The organism is Nocardia sp. NPDC050793, assembly GCF_040654065.1.
Taxonomy (GTDB): Bacteria; Actinomycetota; Actinomycetes; order Mycobacteriales; family Mycobacteriaceae; genus Nocardia.
The window spans coordinates 821,392-837,511 of record NZ_JBFAHG010000002.1 but is presented as its reverse complement, the minus strand read 5'-3'; the positions used below and the strand labels follow the sequence as shown (position 1 = coordinate 837,511).

14 protein-coding genes and 1 tRNA gene are annotated in these 16,120 nt (G+C 68.8%); 9 read left to right on the top strand and 6 right to left on the bottom strand.

What is annotated here, in order from left to right:
* Positions 1–273: 273 nt before the first annotated feature.
* On the bottom strand, positions 274–825 hold the full coding sequence (locus tag AB0H50_RS09305) for a TetR/AcrR family transcriptional regulator (RefSeq protein ID WP_357448869.1): 552 nt from the start codon (positions 823–825) through the stop codon (positions 274–276).
* Positions 826–946: 121 nt separating this feature from the next.
* Between AB0H50_RS09305 and AB0H50_RS09300 the strand changes: the two genes are divergently transcribed.
* The 5 genes from AB0H50_RS09300 (at position 947) to AB0H50_RS09280 (ending at position 7,008) form a co-directional block, all read left to right on the top strand.
* Positions 947–1,708, top strand: a complete 762-nt coding sequence (locus AB0H50_RS09300; protein WP_357448867.1) for a carboxymuconolactone decarboxylase family protein — start codon at positions 947–949, stop codon at positions 1,706–1,708.
* A 262-nt stretch (positions 1,709–1,970) separates the two neighbouring features.
* Positions 1,971–3,389 carry an MFS transporter gene (locus AB0H50_RS09295; RefSeq protein WP_357448865.1) on the top strand — a complete coding sequence of 473 codons (1,419 nt, stop codon included), beginning with the start codon at positions 1,971–1,973 and terminating at the stop codon, positions 3,387–3,389.
* Positions 3,390–3,463: 74 nt separating this feature from the next.
* Entirely contained in the window at positions 3,464–3,685 is a 222-nt protein-coding gene (locus AB0H50_RS09290) for a heavy metal-associated domain-containing protein (RefSeq protein ID WP_357448863.1), read from the top strand.
* A 28-nt stretch (positions 3,686–3,713) separates the two neighbouring features.
* Positions 3,714–4,643, top strand: coding sequence for a hypothetical protein (locus AB0H50_RS09285; protein WP_357448861.1), 930 nt, complete (start codon positions 3,714–3,716; stop codon positions 4,641–4,643).
* Positions 4,644–4,674: 31 nt separating this feature from the next.
* On the top strand, positions 4,675–7,008 hold the full coding sequence (locus tag AB0H50_RS09280; RefSeq protein ID WP_357448859.1) for a heavy metal translocating P-type ATPase: 2,334 nt from the start codon (positions 4,675–4,677) through the stop codon (positions 7,006–7,008).
* 88 nt (positions 7,009–7,096) lie between these two features.
* On the opposite strand, the gene AB0H50_RS09275 is transcribed toward AB0H50_RS09280, so the two are convergent.
* Positions 7,097–7,657, bottom strand: a complete 561-nt coding sequence (locus AB0H50_RS09275) for a dihydrofolate reductase family protein (protein WP_357448857.1) — start codon at positions 7,655–7,657, stop codon at positions 7,097–7,099.
* Positions 7,658–7,822: 165 nt separating this feature from the next.
* Here AB0H50_RS09275 and AB0H50_RS09270 point away from each other — a divergent pair, with 165 nt between their 5' ends.
* Entirely contained in the window at positions 7,823–9,262 is a 1,440-nt protein-coding gene (locus AB0H50_RS09270; RefSeq protein WP_357448855.1) for a lipase maturation factor family protein, read from the top strand.
* 2 nt (positions 9,263–9,264) lie between these two features.
* Here AB0H50_RS09270 and AB0H50_RS09265 read toward each other — a convergent pair whose 3' ends face one another.
* From AB0H50_RS09265 to AB0H50_RS09255, 3 genes are all read right to left on the bottom strand, one after another.
* On the bottom strand, positions 9,265–10,227 hold the full coding sequence (locus tag AB0H50_RS09265) for an ATP-binding protein (protein WP_357448854.1): 963 nt from the start codon (positions 10,225–10,227) through the stop codon (positions 9,265–9,267).
* A 176-nt stretch (positions 10,228–10,403) separates the two neighbouring features.
* A tRNA-Gly gene (locus AB0H50_RS09260) sits at positions 10,404–10,476 on the bottom strand.
* A gap of 230 nt (positions 10,477–10,706) precedes the next feature.
* Positions 10,707–11,573, bottom strand: a complete 867-nt coding sequence (locus tag AB0H50_RS09255; RefSeq protein ID WP_357448852.1) for an NAD(P)H-binding protein — start codon at positions 11,571–11,573, stop codon at positions 10,707–10,709.
* Positions 11,574–11,659: 86 nt separating this feature from the next.
* Between AB0H50_RS09255 and AB0H50_RS09250 the strand changes: the two genes are divergently transcribed.
* Positions 11,660–12,457, top strand: coding sequence for a helix-turn-helix domain-containing protein (locus AB0H50_RS09250; protein WP_357448850.1), 798 nt, complete (start codon positions 11,660–11,662; stop codon positions 12,455–12,457).
* Between the two features lie 111 nt (positions 12,458–12,568).
* Here the strand turns inward: AB0H50_RS09250 and AB0H50_RS09245 are convergent, their stop codons facing one another.
* Positions 12,569–13,318, bottom strand: a complete 750-nt coding sequence (locus AB0H50_RS09245; protein ID WP_357448848.1) for a lysophospholipid acyltransferase family protein — start codon at positions 13,316–13,318, stop codon at positions 12,569–12,571.
* A 99-nt stretch (positions 13,319–13,417) separates the two neighbouring features.
* Between AB0H50_RS09245 and AB0H50_RS09240 the strand changes: the two genes are divergently transcribed.
* Complete coding sequence (locus AB0H50_RS09240) at positions 13,418–14,374, top strand: hypothetical protein (protein ID WP_357448846.1); 957 nt, start codon at positions 13,418–13,420, stop codon at positions 14,372–14,374.
* A 172-nt stretch (positions 14,375–14,546) separates the two neighbouring features.
* A complete protein-coding gene (locus AB0H50_RS09235; protein WP_357448844.1) occupies positions 14,547–16,082 on the top strand; it encodes a Rieske 2Fe-2S domain-containing protein in 1,536 nt (511 codons plus the stop codon).
* Positions 16,083–16,120 lie beyond the last annotated feature (38 nt).

Genomic DNA, 16,120 nt, shown 5'->3' with positions numbered 1-16,120 from the left:
ACCCGGCCTACCTCCCGCAGTTGAGTGCGCTGGGTTCGACTTCCAGCGTGGTCGACCGGCTGTGGTTGCGTTTGTTCGGGCCAGGTGGGGAGCTGTCGGTGCCGTGTCGAGGGGGCTAGCAATCGACGGTAGTCATATGGTGGCAAACGAAGATCAACTAGCCACCATTTGACTACCGTCGATCCAGCTCAACCACCATTTCTCTATCGACGGGAGACAAATGGTGGTTGCACGACCGAGCACCATCACCAAGTTGGCGCGGTACCCACCGGTTCAGTTCAACAACCGACCCGCGATCGTCCCCGCACGTCGAGCCGCATCGGGCGTCCCCTCCCGAACAGCGGTGACGATCGCACCATCCACCAGCAGTGCGAACTCGCCGGCCAACTCCTCCGCATCGGCACGCCCTGCCGCTGTCAGCAATTCGCCGAGGTACTCGATGACCCGTCGCTTGTGCCGATCCGCCACCCGGTGCGCGGCGGAGTCACGGTCGGCCACCTCGATCATCGTGTTGATGAACGCACAGCCGCGGAAGTCTTTGCGGGCGAAGCGTTCCGCGAGGGCGTCGAAGACGGCGAGCGGGGCTTCTCCTGGTGCGGTGGCGCGTGCTTCGACGGACTCACGCAGCCAGTCCAGCCACCGGCGGTCGCGGTCTTCCAGCACGGCGACGACCAGGTCGTCCTTGCTGGCGAAGTGGCGGTAGAAGGAGGCGCGGCCGACGCCGGATTCCTGGAGCAGGCGGTCGACGCCGACGGCGCGGACGCCCTCGGCGTAGAAGAGGTCCTCGGCGGTAGTGAGGAGGCGCTGCCTGGCCTGGGTTGCCATACGTCCACCGTAGCAGAACGGAACCAATCAGTACCGAACTGCTTGACCAAAACGGCACTAATCAGTACCGTCTCAATTCGGTACCGATTGGTGCCGTTACGGTTCGAGCACTGGAGATCCGATGTCCCGACTCCCGACCCTCACCCCCGACAGCGCCGATGCCGTGCAGGCCGAACTTCTCGGCGAGGTGCAGCGCCAGCTCGGCCGGGTGCCGAATCTCTATGCCGCCCTTGCGAACAGCCCCGCGACGCTGCGCGGCTACCTCTCCTTGCGCGACGCACTGACCGGCGGCAAGCTGGGCGTTCGCACCCGCGAACAGCTGGCGCTGCTGGTCGCCGCCGAGAACGGCTGCGACTACTGCGTCGCCGCGCACACCATGCGCGCCGGGCGAATGGGTCTGAGCGCGCAGGAGATCGCGGCGACCCGCGCGGGCCGCGCGACAGACTCGCACGCGGACGCGGTGCTGCGTTTCGCGCGCGCCGTCCTGCGTTCGCGCGGCCGCGTCGACGACACCCTGCTTGCCGAGGTCCGCGCGCACGGCGTGACCGACGCCGAACTGGCCGAGACCGTCGGCCACATCGCGCTGAACGTGCTGTCCAACTACTTCAACCACGTGGCGAAGCCGGAGCTGGACTTCCCGGCCGCCGCCCCCACCGCATCGGGAGGAACCAGCATGACCACCACCTGGCGGACCGCGACCAGCGTCGAACTCGTCGAGGGCTACGCGCTTCTGGACCGAACCGGCCAACCGGTGCGGCAGATCGAGGACGTACAGATCCGCATCGAGGGCGGCTTCCTGCACGTTCGCACGGCACCCGAAGCCGACGTGCAGGTGGTCTCCGCCCCCGCGGTCGCCCGGGTCTCGTACCGCGATCGAGAGTGAGCTGATCCCACCCCGGTCCGAACGACGGGGACCGCGCGCGACGGCGGCGAGTCGAGCGCGATCACACCCAGGGACCAATGGCGGGCGCCGCACGCGGCGCCACAAATCAACCCATCTCCGCACACCGCGCCCGCCATCCGATCGCCGAGACCTCCTCCACCAGCCGTGATTTCGCGACACTTCCACCTTGACATTCTTATACCTTAGGGGGGTATGGTACTGACCGCAGCGACAACCTCGCTCCGGAAAGGATGGAAATGTCATGACTACGCAGACCGCGCCCACCACCCGCAGGTGGTGGGCGCTGGCGGTGATCGCCGCCGCGCAATTCATGGTCATCATGGACACCTCGATCATCGGCATCGCGCTGCCGAAGATGCAGGCCGAACTCGGCTTCTCCCAAGAGAATCTGACCTGGGTGTTCAACGCGTACGTGGTCGCGTTCGGCGGCCTTCTGCTGCTCGGCGGGCGGCTGTCGGACCTGCTCGGCGCGCGCCGGGTGTTCGCGGCGGGCTGGCTGACGCTGCTCGTCGGCTCCGTGATCGCCGGGGCGGCGGGCAATGTCGCCACCGAGCTGATCGGTCGGGCCGTCCAAGGCGGCGGCGCCGCGCTCATCGCACCCTCGGCGCTGACCCTGCTGATGATGCTCTTCGGCTCCTCGCCGCAGGAGCTGACCAAGGCGCTGGCCGTCTACGGAGCCGCGGCGCCCGCGGGCGGTACGGCGGGCGTCTTCCTCGGCGGCGTCATCACCGAATATGTCAGCTGGCCTTGGGTTTTCTACATCAACATCCCGATCGCGCTGCTCGCACTCGTCGCCGTGCCCGCGCTGATGCCGAGCGCCCCAGCTCGGTCGGGTTCGGTCGACCTGCTCGGCGCCGCCACGGTGACCGCGGGTCTCGCCGCCGCCGTCTACGGCATCGTCCGGGCGCCCGAAGCCGGGTGGGCCTCGGGCCAGACCTGGGGTGTGCTCGCGATCGCGGCCGCGCTCCTCGCCGGCTTCGTCGTCATCCAGTCCCGCCGCCGCGAGCCGCTGATGCGCCTCGGCATCTTCCGCGTGCCGAATCTGGCCGCCGCCAATATCGCTCAGCTGCTGCTCGGCGCGGCGTGGGTGCCGATGTGGTTCTTCCTGAACCTCTACCTGCAGCAGGTGCTCGGCTACAGCGCGTTCCCGTCGGGCGCGGCGCTGCTCCCGATGACCACTCTGATCATGCTCGGCATGATCGTGTTCGCCCCGCGCGCCATGCAGCGCTTCGGAGCCAAGCCGATGATCGTCACCGGCCTGCTCGTGCTCGGCCTCGGCCTCGGCCTCATGTCGCTGGTGCGGCCCACCGGAAACTTCTGGGTCGACGTGCTGCCCGCCTCGCTGGTGGCCGCGGGCGGCATGTCACTGGCCTTCATACCCTCGTTGGGTACCGCCATCTCGGCGGCTCGCCCGGAGGAGGGCGGCCTCGCCTCGGGCATCGTCAACGTCAGCTATCAGGTGGGCTCGGCCGTCGGCCTGGCCGCGATGACGGCCGTCGCCGCGGCGTTCGGCGCCGACCATGTAACCAACATCAACGAGCTGACCAGCGGATTCTCGGCCGCCTTCGCGGGCGCCGCGGTGATCGCGCTCGCGGGAGCGGGCATCGCGGCGGTGACCATGCGAAACCCCGTCGCGGAACCCGTATCCGAAACCGTTTGACAAAATACCCTAGGGGGGTATGGTAGACACGACAGCGGCGGCGGGGAGCCGTCGCGGCAGACAAGGAGACAGACATGAGCAGCACGGCAACCGCCACAACCACCTACTCGGTCACCGGTATGACCTGCGGCTGCTGCGTCAACAAGGTCCGCGACAAGGTCGGCGCGATTCCCGGCGTCACCGAGGTCGGCGTCGATCTGGACGGCGCGACAGTGACGGTCTCCGGACCGGCCCAGGCGGATCGCGCCGCCATCGCCGACGCGATCGACCGCGCGGGCTTCCAGCTCACCGACTGACAACGACAACCCGGAAACGGAGCCCCCGATGAACGCGACAACCAAGTTCGCCGGCTTCACCCTCGGACTCGCGGCGGTCTTCGGGATCGCGCTCGCGACCGGAGCGGCGCTCGGCCCGGAGCCCACCGACACCCCCGCGCACGACAGCCCCGCGACCGGACCCGCCACCGGGTCCGGCGCGGGGGAACTGCCCGGCGGGCTGCTGGTCACCTCCGGCGGCTACACCCTGAGCCTGGACACCCCGCAGACCACCGCGGCCCCCAACACACCGCTGCGGTTCCGCATCCTCGATCAGCAGGGCGCACCTGTCACCCGCTACGTCCGCAGCCACGACAAGGACCTGCACCTGATCGTGGTCCGCCGCGACATGTCCGCCTTCCAGCACGTGCACCCGGTGCTCGACGGCAACGGCACCTGGAGCGTCCCCCTCGACCTCACCCGCGCGGGCGACTACCGCGTGTTCGCCGACTTCACCCCCGACGGCGGCGAGAACCTGACCCTCGGCGCCGACCTGCGCGTCGCGGGCGCCTACGACCCGCGGCCGCTGCCGGTCGCGGCGAGCACCGCCGCGGTGAACGGCTACACCGTCACCCTGGACGGCGCGATCACGCCGGGCCGGTCCACGCAGGTGACGCTGTCGGTGAGCAAGGATGGCAAGCCCGTCACCGATTTGCAGCCCTACCTCGGCGCCTACGGTCACCTGGTCGCGCTGCGCGCCGCCGACCTCGCCTACCTGCACGTTCACCCGGAGGGCCACCCCGGCGACGGCGTCACACCCGCGGGTCCCGGCATCACCTTCTCCGTGACGGCTCCGAGCGCGGGCGACTACCGCCTGTTCCTCGATTTCCAGCACGAAGGGGTGGTGCGCACCGCCGAGTTCACGGTCTCGGTACCGTCGGGCAACGCGCAGACCGCCGAGCCGACCGGGCACGGCGCGGACACCCCCCACGGCCACTGATCACCCCTGTGCCGCACAGAAAGGAATTCCGATGACGACCGCGACGCAATCACCGGCCACCGGCCAGGTCGAATTGGTGATCGGCGGCATGACCTGCGCGTCCTGCGCCAACCGCATCGAGAAGAAGCTCAACAAGCTGGACGGCGTCACCGCCACCGTCAACTACGCGACCGAGAAGGCGCGGGTGGACTTCACCGGTGACATCTCCCCGGAGGACCTGATCGCCACCGTCGAGCAGGCCGGCTACACCGCCGCGCTGCCCGCGCCGCAGACTCCGGCCGCGGACACGACGGAAGACGCTGCCGCCGAAGCGGATCCGACCGCCGCCCTGCGGACCCGGCTGCTCGTCTCGCTGGTGCTGACCGTTCCGGTGATCGCCATGGCGATGATCCCCGCCTTGCAGTTCACCAACTGGCAGTGGCTCTCGCTGACACTGGCCGCCCCGGTCGTGGTCTGGGGCGCGCTGCCGTTCCACCGCGCGGCGTGGACCAATCTGCGGCACGGCACCGCCACCATGGACACCCTGGTGTCGATGGGCACCCTCGCCGCGCTCGGCTGGTCGCTGTACGCGCTGTTCTGGGGCACCGCGGGCACGCCGGGCATGACCCACCCGTTCGAGTTCACGATTTCGCGGATGGACGGCACCGGCAACATCTACCTGGAGGCCGCGGCGGGTGTCACCACGTTCATCCTGGCCGGGCGCTTCTTCGAGGCCAGGTCCAAGCGGCGGGCGGGCGCTGCGCTGCGCGCCCTGCTGGAGCTCGGCGCCAAAGAAGTATCGGTGCTTCGCCGCGGCGCGAGCGACGGGCTCGGAGGAGGCAGCGAGCGTAACCACGGAGAGCCCCGGGAGCGCCGCAATGGAGACCTCGTCGAGCGGCGGATTCCGATCGAACAGCTCGGTGTCGGTGACGAATTCGTGGTCCGCCCCGGCGAGAAGATCGCCACCGACGGCGTGATCGTGGAGGGTTCCTCCGCGGTCGACGCCTCGATGCTGACCGGCGAATCGGTGCCGGTCGAGGTGGGCAAGGACGACGCCGTGGTCGGCGCGACGGTCAACGTCGGCGGCCGGCTCGTGGTGCGCGCCACCAGGATCGGGGCCGACACCCAGCTGGCGCAGATGGCGAAGCTCGTCGAGGACGCGCAGACCGGCAAGGCTCAGGCGCAACGGCTTGCCGACAGGATCTCCGGGATCTTCGTGCCGGTGGTGATCGCGCTCGCGGTCGCGACCCTCGGATTCTGGCTCGGCACAGGTGGTTCCGTTGCGGCGGCGTTCACCGCGGCGGTCGCGGTGCTGATCATCGCCTGCCCCTGCGCCCTCGGCCTGGCGACCCCGACCGCGCTGATGGTCGGCACCGGACGCGGCGCACAGCTCGGCATCCTTATCAAGGGCCCCGAAGTGCTGGAGTCGACCCGCCGGGTGGACACCGTCGTGCTGGACAAGACCGGCACCGTCACCACCGGCAAGATGACCCTGCTCGACGTGATCGCCACCGACGGCGAGGACGTGGGCGAGGTGCTGGCTTTGGCCGGGGCGCTGGAGGATTCGTCGGAGCACCCGATCGCGCAGGCGATCGCCAAGGGCGCCCGCGAGAAGGTCGGCGAGCTCGCACCCGTCGAGGGGTTCGCCAATATCGAAGGCCTCGGTGTGCAGGGCGTGGTGGACGGGCACGCGGTGATCGTCGGCCGGGCCCGGTTGCTGGCGGACTGGTCCCAGCGCCTGGACGACGAGCTGGAGCGGGCCATGCACGCGGCCGAGTCCGAGGGCAAGACCGCGGTCGCGGTCGGCTGGGACGGCAAGGCGCGCGGCGTGCTCGTGGTGGCCGACGCAGTGAAATCGACTTCCGCCGAGGCGATCTCACAGCTGAAGGTGCTCGGCCTGACCCCGATCATGCTGACCGGCGACAACAAGGCGGCGGCACGGGCCATCGCCGATCAGGTCGGCATCGACGAAGTGATCGCCGAGGTGCTGCCGCAGGACAAGGTCGCGACCGTCGAGCGGTTGCAGGCCGAGGGCAAGGTGGTCGCGATGGTCGGCGACGGCGTCAACGACGCCGCGGCGCTGGCCACGGCCGATCTCGGTCTGGCCATGGGCACCGGCACCGACGTCGCCATCGAGGCCAGCGACCTGACCCTGGTGCGCGGCGACCTGCGCGCCGCCGCGGACGCGATCCGGTTGTCCCGCAAGACGCTCGGAACCATCAAGGGCAACCTGTTCTGGGCCTTCGCCTACAACGTGGCCGCGATCCCGCTGGCCATGGCGGGCCTGCTGAACCCGATGCTCGCCGGTGCGGCGATGGCGTTCTCCTCGGTGTTCGTCGTCAGCAACAGCCTGCGACTGCGCGGCTTCCGCTCCACCGCGCTGTAGCGCGAAACTCAATCGCGCTGGTAGCGCGAAACCGATCGGGCGGGACGGCACCCCACGGGGCCGTCCCGCCCTCGTCGTGCGCGCCGGGTCAGTCGAAAGAAGGACGCACCACACTGTGGGCGGTGACCTTGTAGGTCGCCAGGATCACGCCGTTGTCCAGTACCTCCGAGCTGGTCAGTTCCAGCGTGTCCTCGGCGTCGACAACGTCGAACAGCCGCTGGCCCTTGCCGAGCAGCACCGGGTAGATCACCAGCCGGTACTCGTCGACGAGCTGGTTGGCGCGCAGCGTGTTGATCAGCGCGCCGCTGCCGAAGACCAGAAGGTTCTGCTCGGCGCGCAGCTTGGCCACGCCCTCGGCGACATCGCCCTCGATGCGGTCGGCGTTCCATTCCAGCTCGGTGAGCGAGGTGGTGGCGACATGCTTGGGCATGCTGTTCATCCGGACCTTGTACTCGCCCTCCTCCGGGTGGTCGGGCCAGGCCGCGGCGAAGCCCTCGTAGGTCGTGCGGCCGAGCAGCAGCGCGTCGGCGTCGAACACCTCGCGGCTCTTGAAGTTCGCGATGCTGTCGTTCCAGAACGGGAACGTCCAGGCGGGGTTCTCGATGATCCCATCGGCGGAAACGAATTCGGAGACGACGACCTTGCCCATTTGTGACCTCGCTTGTGTGGCTGTGTCCGGAGCTTCCGGAGCATCTCACACATGCAGACGGGACAGGTCCGGGAAACTCATCGCCGGCGCGGGGCGTTTTCGTGCTGGGCGGTTGGGTAGTACGGAAGCAACCCATGGACTTCCACCGTCCGAGGAGATGCGGGCATGGAGTGGTTCACGGCGCCCGAATATTGGCAGGCCAGGCTGGTGTTTCAGCGTGGGTTGGCCGTCGTGTACCTGCTCGCCTTTCTCGGGGCGGCTCTGCAATTCCGCGCGCTGATCGGTGAGCACGGCATGCTGCCGGCGCCGCGGTTCCTGCGACGGGTTTCGCCGCGGCGCTCGCCGAGCCTGTTCCACCTGCACTATTCGGATCGGTTCTTCGCGGGTGTCGCGTGGGCGGGGGTGGCACTCTCGGCCGCGATGGTCGCGGGGCTCGGGGATCTGGTGCCGCTGTGGGCGGCCATGGCGACGTGGACGGTGCTGTGGGCGCTGTATCTGTCGATCGTCAACATCGGCCAGGTGTGGTACTCGTTCGGCTGGGAATCGCTGCTGCTGGAGACCGGTTTCCTCGCGATCTTCCTGGGCAACGACACCGTGGCGCCGCCGCTGCTCGTGCTGCTGCTCGCCCGGTGGCTGGCGTTCCGGGTGGAGTTCGGCGCCGGGCTGATCAAGATGCGCGGCGACCCGTGCTGGCGCGATCTGACCTGCCTGTACTACCACCACGAGACCCAGCCGATGCCGGGACCGCTCAGCTGGTTCTTCCATCACCTGCCGCGGCCACTGCACCGGGTGGAGGTGGCGGCCAATCACGTCGCGCAGCTCGTGGTGCCGTTCGGGTTGTTCGCGCCGCAACCGGTGGCGAGCATCGCCGCGATTCTGATCATCGTGACCCAGCTGTGGCTGGTGCTCTCCGGGAACTTCGCCTGGCTGAACTGGGTGACGATCCTGCTCGCGGTCACGGCGCTGGACGCTTGGGTCTTCGGCCCGCTGCCCATTCCCGAGGCGCGGACGCTGCCCGAGCCGCCGCTGTGGTTCGTGGGCGCGGTGCTCGTCCTGACCGTGGCGACCGTCGCCATGAGCTATTGGCCGGTGCGCAACATGTGCTCCAGAAACCAGCGAATGAACACCTCGTTCAACCCCTACCACCTCGTCAACACCTACGGCGCCTTCGGAAGCATCGACCGGGTGCGCAACGAGGTGGTGATCGAAGGCACCGCCGACGCAAGGATCTCCGACGAAACCGTCTGGCGTGAATACGAATTCAAGGGCAAACCCGGTGACCCGCACCGCTGGCCCCGCCAGTTCGCGCCCTACCACCTGCGACTGGACTGGCTGATGTGGTTCGCCGCCATCTCACCGCGCTACGCGGCGTCCTGGCTGCTCCCCTTCGTCGTCCGGCTGCTCCAGAACGACCCGGCCACCATCCGCCTGCTGCGCCGCTGCCCGTTCCCCGACACCCCGCCCCGCTACATCCGCGCCCGCCTCTACGAGTACCACTACACCTCCCCGCGCGAACTCCGCCGCGACCGCACCTGTTGGCGCCGCGAACTCGTCGACGACTACCTCCCGCCGCTCACCCTGCACCAGGCCCGCGGCTTCGCCTGACCTCAGGTGGCCTGCGGAATTCGCATCGCCACGGTGGTGCCGCTGTCCCCGGTGGTGATGCTCACCTCGGGAATCACCGCGCGAATGATCGCAAGACCCCGCCCCCGCACGGACGCCGTTCCGGGATCGGGCGGCTTCCAGCTGCCGCGATCGGCGACCGTGATGCTCAGTTCGCCGCCGCAGTACGACGCGCGCACGCGCACGATGCCGCCATCGCCGCGATGTCCGTGCTCGACCGCGTTGGCGCACGCCTCCCCGATCGCGAGCAACACGTCATGGGCACGGTCGGAGCCGATACCGCACTGTTCCAGCCACTGTCGAACGGCGTGCCTCACCTCGGCCAAGCGATCGGCGGTGGCCGGAAAGCCCAGCTCCAGTGGTCTCGGTGGCGTTCGGATCCGAAGCGAGCGCGACGGTGTCACCTCGATTGCCTCCCTGCGTGGTCTCCCCGGCAGACGATGTCGGAGCGACGCCGATGTCGATTGCCTACTCCCCATGGCAATACCCATTCGATCACCGGGCAAGCGGAATTCGGCGCGACCGGACCATCGATTGTGTTGTCCGCCTCGTGGTTTCGACGCCGCGATTACGACCGTCCCCATCGGGTAAGTTGACGAAAGAGATCGCGACTCGTCGCCGCGCTGCCGCAGCATCCCGGGATACCCGGCCCGCCACACCTGCACGCGACGCGTCCGAGGGTCGAGCGTCAGGCTGGTCGCGGTCGCGAAGGTCTGCCGATCGGTGCGCTCGGCGAACAGCACCTGCTCCAGCAGACGCAACTGCCGCTCGCCCGCCTCGGCAAGCGTCCGCACCCACTCCAGGCGCAGCCCCTGTGCGACGTCGGCGACGAGTTCTTCGACCAGCAAGGCGTCGCCGGGATCGTCCTCGACCAGCAGCATCATCGATTCCCGGCCCAGCGGACCCGAATCGACGGCGGAATCAGCATCGTGGGTGTGCAAAGACACCACGGCCTCCGTTCACAACGAACTCGCGTCACCCGCCCAGGCACGCCGACATACTCAGCGGCCGGTTGCTGGACCGAGGCAGCAGTGATCGTATCCGAACTCGGGCGCGGAGCGCGGCCTGCTCGGGTGTGATGGATCGGTGGAGGATTTCGCGACACGGCGCGAGGGAATCGAAGAGCGGATGACGGGATTCGAACCCGCGACCCTCACCTTGGCAAGGTGATGCGCTACCAGCTGCGCTACATCCGCATGCACCGCGTGGCGTCCCGAGGGCGCGTTGCCGTGCGATGGGCAACTTTAGTCGGCGGGTGCGGATGATTCAAAATCGGCCGCGACTCACATAGGTTGGGCTGTACGGCCGGGCCGGGTTCGAGGTCCGCGAGTCGGTCGCCTATCGGCGAACGCTCGCCTGAAGACTTCGCACAGGCTCCCCACGCGTCGCAAGGTTGTAAAGCCGTGCGAGGCGTCGAGACCGGCTGCTAGGACCGGGCCGGTACCGGACGGAACGCGTCGGCGTGGTCCCCGGCCCAGGCCGCGTAGGTGCGGGGCGGGCGGTTGAGGACGGTGTGCACGTCGTCGGTGCGGACGGCGTTGCGGCCCGCGCGCACGTAAGCCTGGCCCGCGAGAGCGCCGTCGATGTACTCGGCGGACATGCCCGCGGACAGCATGTGCTGCCGCGCCAGTTCCTCGGGGATGTCGGCGATATCGATCGGGTGGCCGAGGACCGTTGCGAGCGCGGCGGCTTGGTCGGCGGCGGTGAGCAGTTCCGGGCCGGTGAGGGTGTAGGTGCGGCCTGCGTGGGCGGCGGAGAGCAGGGCCTCGACCGCGACGGCGGCGACATCGCGCGGGTCGATGACGCCCTGTGTCCCTTCTCCGGTGAGGTTGGGCACGGGCTGACCGGCGCGGATCGGGTCGGCCCAGCTCAGGGTGTTGGAGGCGAAACTGCTCGGGCGCAGCACGGTCCATTCGAGTCCGCTCTCCTTGACGGCCTGCTCACCGGGCAGGTGCCAGGTGCCGACGCGGCCGAGTGCCGGTTCCCCGGTGCCGATGGCCGAGAGCTTCACGATTCGCCGCACTCCGGCCGCGCGCGCCGTGGCGACGAGGGCGCGGTCGGTGTCGGCGTCCTCGGGTCCGAGTACGCCGACCAGGAACACGGAGTCGGCGTCCTTCATCGCCGCCGCCATCGACTCGGCGTCGCCGTAGTCGCCGCGCACCACCTCGACGCCGCCGCGCGCCTGCACCCGTGCCGGGTCGCGCGTGACCGCGCGGACCGGTATGTCGCGTGCGGCCAGTTGTCGGACGATCTCACTGCCGATGGTGCCCGTGGCACCGGTGATCAGAATCATGGCTACGACGGTGCCGTGCCAGGGCCATCGCTTCATAGGAAGTTTCGGCACAACCGCCGGGCGCGAAAATGCCTAGAGTCGATACGGTGCAAACGTCCGTCCGAACCGCAGAGCGCCTCGAGTCCACCGAGCACGTTCCAGAATCGCTGCGCCCGTGGCTGACCGAACTCGGCCGGATTCCGTTGGTGCGGGACCTGTCCGAACCGTTCGCGCACATTCCGCACACGGCGACCACCATCGTGCTGCGCACCGAGGAAGCGGGTCGGCGTGCGGCGCTGGTGCTCGGCCCACGCACCAAAGCGACCTATTCGGCGGCGAAAGAGCCTGCGAGCTGCGTCCGGCTGCGCCTGGCTCCCGGCGCGACCCACCCGATGCTCGGCGTCGCCGCGAGCGAACTCACCGATCGAGCGGTGCGGCTCGCCGACCTGCCCGGCCCCGCGGCCGAACTCGCGGACGCGCTCGCCGACCTGCCCCACGACGACGTCCTCGCCTTCCTGGAAGACGAACTACCGCAGCGCCTTTCCGAGGACGCCACGCAACGTGCACACCGCGGCCTGCTGACCAAGGCCACCGTGGCACTCGCCGAACCGGCCGCACGACCGATCCCGGCGCTCGCCGCCGACCTCGCGGTCAGCGAGCGCCAGTTGCGCAACCTGTTCAGCGCTGGAATCGGGCTGTCGCCCAAGCATTTCGCCCGCATCGACCGGGTCCGTCAGGTCCTCGCCCACGCGGGCGGCACCCCGTGGTCGCGGGTCGCGGCCGACAACGGTTACTACGACCAGTCCCACCTGACCGCCGATTTCCGCACCCTCATGGGCGTGCCGCCGGGCAAGTTCTTCCGCGGCCACCTCCCGGCCGCCACCCCGTGCCAGGTGACGGCCTGACAATTGCACATGGGCCCTCAGCCGGTCACACGAAAGTCATCGGACTCGGCGAAAGCCCTCGGGCACCGCGAAAGCCCTCGGACACAGCGGAACCCGATGACTTGTCGAGGATCAGTCGGCGCGACTCGCGCGGCGTGCCGCCTTCTCGGCCGCTTCGGCGGCGTCCATGGCGTCGGCCTGTTCGAGGGTCGGGGCGCTGCCGCCGAGGCGGGCGGGGACCCAGTAGGCGCCGGGCTCGTGCGGGTAGCCGGCCTGCACCTCGAGCAGCATCCGCTGCATGGTGGCGTGGAGTTCGGCGGTGAGGTCGGCGGCGGGTTCGTAGGGCTTTATCGGCTCACCGACCAGAATGGAGATCGGAGTGTTGGTGCGACCCAACCGCTTCGGGAAACCCTTGGTCCACACCCGCTGCGCGCCCCAGATGACGATCGGGATGATCGGCACGCCTGACTCGATGGCCATCCGCGCGGCTCCGGACTTGAACTCCTTGATCTCGAAGCTGCGGCTGATGGTGGCCTCCGGGTACACGCCGACCAGTTCGCCGCGCCGCAGGTAGTCCACCGCGGCCTTGTAGGAGTCGGCGCCCGCCGCACGGTCCACCGGAATGTGCTTGAGCGCCCGCATGATCGGGCCGGAGATGTTGTTGTCGAAGACTTCCTTCTTCGCCATGAACCGTATGTAGCGCTTGGGCGTACGCACTGGCAGTCCGGCGTAGGTGAAGTCCATGTAGCCGGTGTGATTGACCGCGATGACGGCACCACCGGTCGCGGGGATGTGTTCAGCGCCCTTGACGGTGAACTTCAGACCTTGCACGAAGAAGACGGTCCGGGCCAGCCCGATGATCGTCCGGTAGACGGGTTCCACAATTCCGCTAGCGTAGTCGCAGACTTTCCCATCCGGCAGTGGCGAAACGCCCACCGGATCGGGATCCGCCCCGATCGGCTCAGAAAGAGGATCGTCGAAGTGGAACGCGCCCGACCGCTGGCGTCTAGCGACCGGACCATCAGCAACGCAGGCGACCCGGCAGCATCGAGCAAAGGTTCCTCGGCGCCACCCGGCCGCGCCGCGCGGCGGGGGTACCGCGGGGCGGTGATCGGCATGGCGCTCGGCGGCGCGCTGCTGCTGGCAGGCTGCGATTCCGTCTCGGGCATCCCCGGCGACGATCCCGCGCCCGCCAAGGCGACGACGCCGTCCGCCGCCATTCCCTCGGCGCCGCCGACCACCGCCACCACCAGCACACTCGCCGCGGCGCCCGCCGATGCGCCCGAGGTCGGCGCGGTGCCCGGCGTACCGGAGGCCGCGACCGCGCTGCGACGCTGGGCCGCCGACCTGGAGTCGGACACCATTGCCGAACTACAGGACAAGTGCTGGACCATGGCTCCCGGCAACGTCGCCGACATGTACGAGGACAAGCAGACCATCCTCGCCGCCATCGCCCAGCCCGGCGCCGCGACCGCGAGCACCGTCACCTGGAAGAGCCGCAGCGCGACCGTCACCGTGGAGCGCGACGCGATCGCGACCGGTTACGCCTGTCCGCGCGTGTTCCCCGCGGGCACGGAGGTCGGCTACAACGACGCCGACGCCCGCCACACCGTGCGCCGCTACCTGGCCCGCTTCGTCGGCGAACCGCTCGACCCCGCCGACAAGGAAGGCAACTACCCGCTGATCTGCAAGGCCAGCCCGGCCGAGTGGGACCCGACGGGCACCGGAAGCCCGACGCCGCCGCCGCTGGCGAACAATCCCGGCAAGCTGACCGGCGCGACCGACTTCGCAGGTCAGGAGATCAGCTCCGAATTCATCGGCGACGGCTACCTCACCGTGGAGGTGCCGGTCACCAACTCCTCCGGCGTCACTCAGGTCCGCACGTTCACGCTGACCGAGAGCGACGAGGGGTACTGCATCGGCGACGTCTCGCCGTAGCGGGCACCGTGAGCATCGTCATGTGAACGCAGCTACTAACCTGGTTGCCTGATAACGCCCATCCGGCGCGGCGCAGCAGCAGGTACGCCCGATGGTGCCGCCGGACGAAGTCCGTCCATCGCTCAGCGCACCGCCGGAGCGCAGGCGGAGGTACGCGTAGGAGGAACAGCTCGTGCAGATCACCAGCGTCGGACACGCCGGTTTCCACATCCGAACCGCGGCCGGATCGATCCTTTGCGATCCGTGGGTCAACCCCGCGTACTTCGCTTCGTGGGTCCCGTTCCCCGACAACACCCAGCTGGACTGGGACGAGCTGGGTAATTGCGATTTCCTCTACGTCTCACACCTGCACCGCGACCACTTCGACGCGGAGCACTTGGCGAAGCACGTCGATAAGGACGCGACGGTGCTGCTGCCGGACTACCCGGTGCCGGATCTGCGCCGCGAGCTGGAGAAGCTCGGCTTCCACAAGTTCATCGAGACCGAGGACTCGGTCAAGCACACCGTGACCGGTCCCGGCGGCGAGCTGGACATCATGATCATCGCCCTGCGCGCGCCCGCCGACGGGCCTATCGGCGACTCGGGCCTGGTGGTCTCCGACGGTGAGACCGTCTGTTTCAACATGAACGACGCCCGCCCGGTGGACATGGACGTGCTGCACGAAGCGTTCGGCCACGTGGACATCCACCTGCTCCAGTACTCCGGCGCCATCTGGTACCCGATGGTCTACGACATCCCGGCCCGCACCAAGTCCAACTTCGGCAAGCAGAAGCGTCAGCGCGGGATGGACCGGGCGCGCAGCTACATCGAGCAGGTCGGCGCGACCTGGGTGGTGCCGTCGGCGGGCCCGCCGGTGTTCCTCGACCCCGAGCTGCGCTACCTCAACGACGACCGCGGCGACGAGGGCAACATCTTCCCGGACCAGATGGTGTTCCTGGAGCAGATGCGAATCCACGGCAACGAAGGCGGGATCCTGATGATCCCCGGCTCGGTCGCCGACGTGCACGGCAAGGAATTGGCGCTGACGCACCCGTTCGATCCGGCCGAGATCTACGCCGACAAAGCCGGGTACATCGAGCGAATGGCCGAGCGGCTCGCTCCGGTGATCGAGGCCGAGAAAGCCTCATGGGCGAAGGGCGACGGCCCGCTGCTCGAGCCGCTGCGCAAGCTGTTCGAGCCGATCATGGCGCAGAGCGATCTGATCTGCGACGGCATCGGCTACCCCGTCGGCCTGGTGATCGGCGAGGAGACGGTGGTGCTCGACTTCCCGAAGCGGACGGTGCGCGCGCCCATCGAGGGCGAGGGCAAGTACCGCTACGGGTTCCGCATCGCGCCGGAGCTGGTGCAGACGGTGCTGCGGGACAACGAGCCCGACTGGGTGAACACCATCTTCCTGTCCACCCGGTTCGAGGCGTGGCGCATCGGCGGCTACAACGAATTCCTCTACACGTTCTTCAAGTGCCTCACCGACGAGCGCATCGCCTACGCCGACGGCTGGTTCTCCGAGGCGCACGACGATTCGGCCTCGACCGAGATCGCCGGCTGGGAGGTGCAGCGCAGGTGCCCGCACCTGAAGGCCGATCTCTCCAAGTTCGGCGTGGTGGAAGGCAACACCCTCACCTGCAACCTGCACGGCTGGCAGTGGGATCTGGAGTCGGGCCGGTGCAAGACCTCGAAGGGGCACGAGCTGCGGTCGCGCCAGCTCTGAGTTCGATCGACCCCGGCCGGCGCACCCGGCCGGGGTCT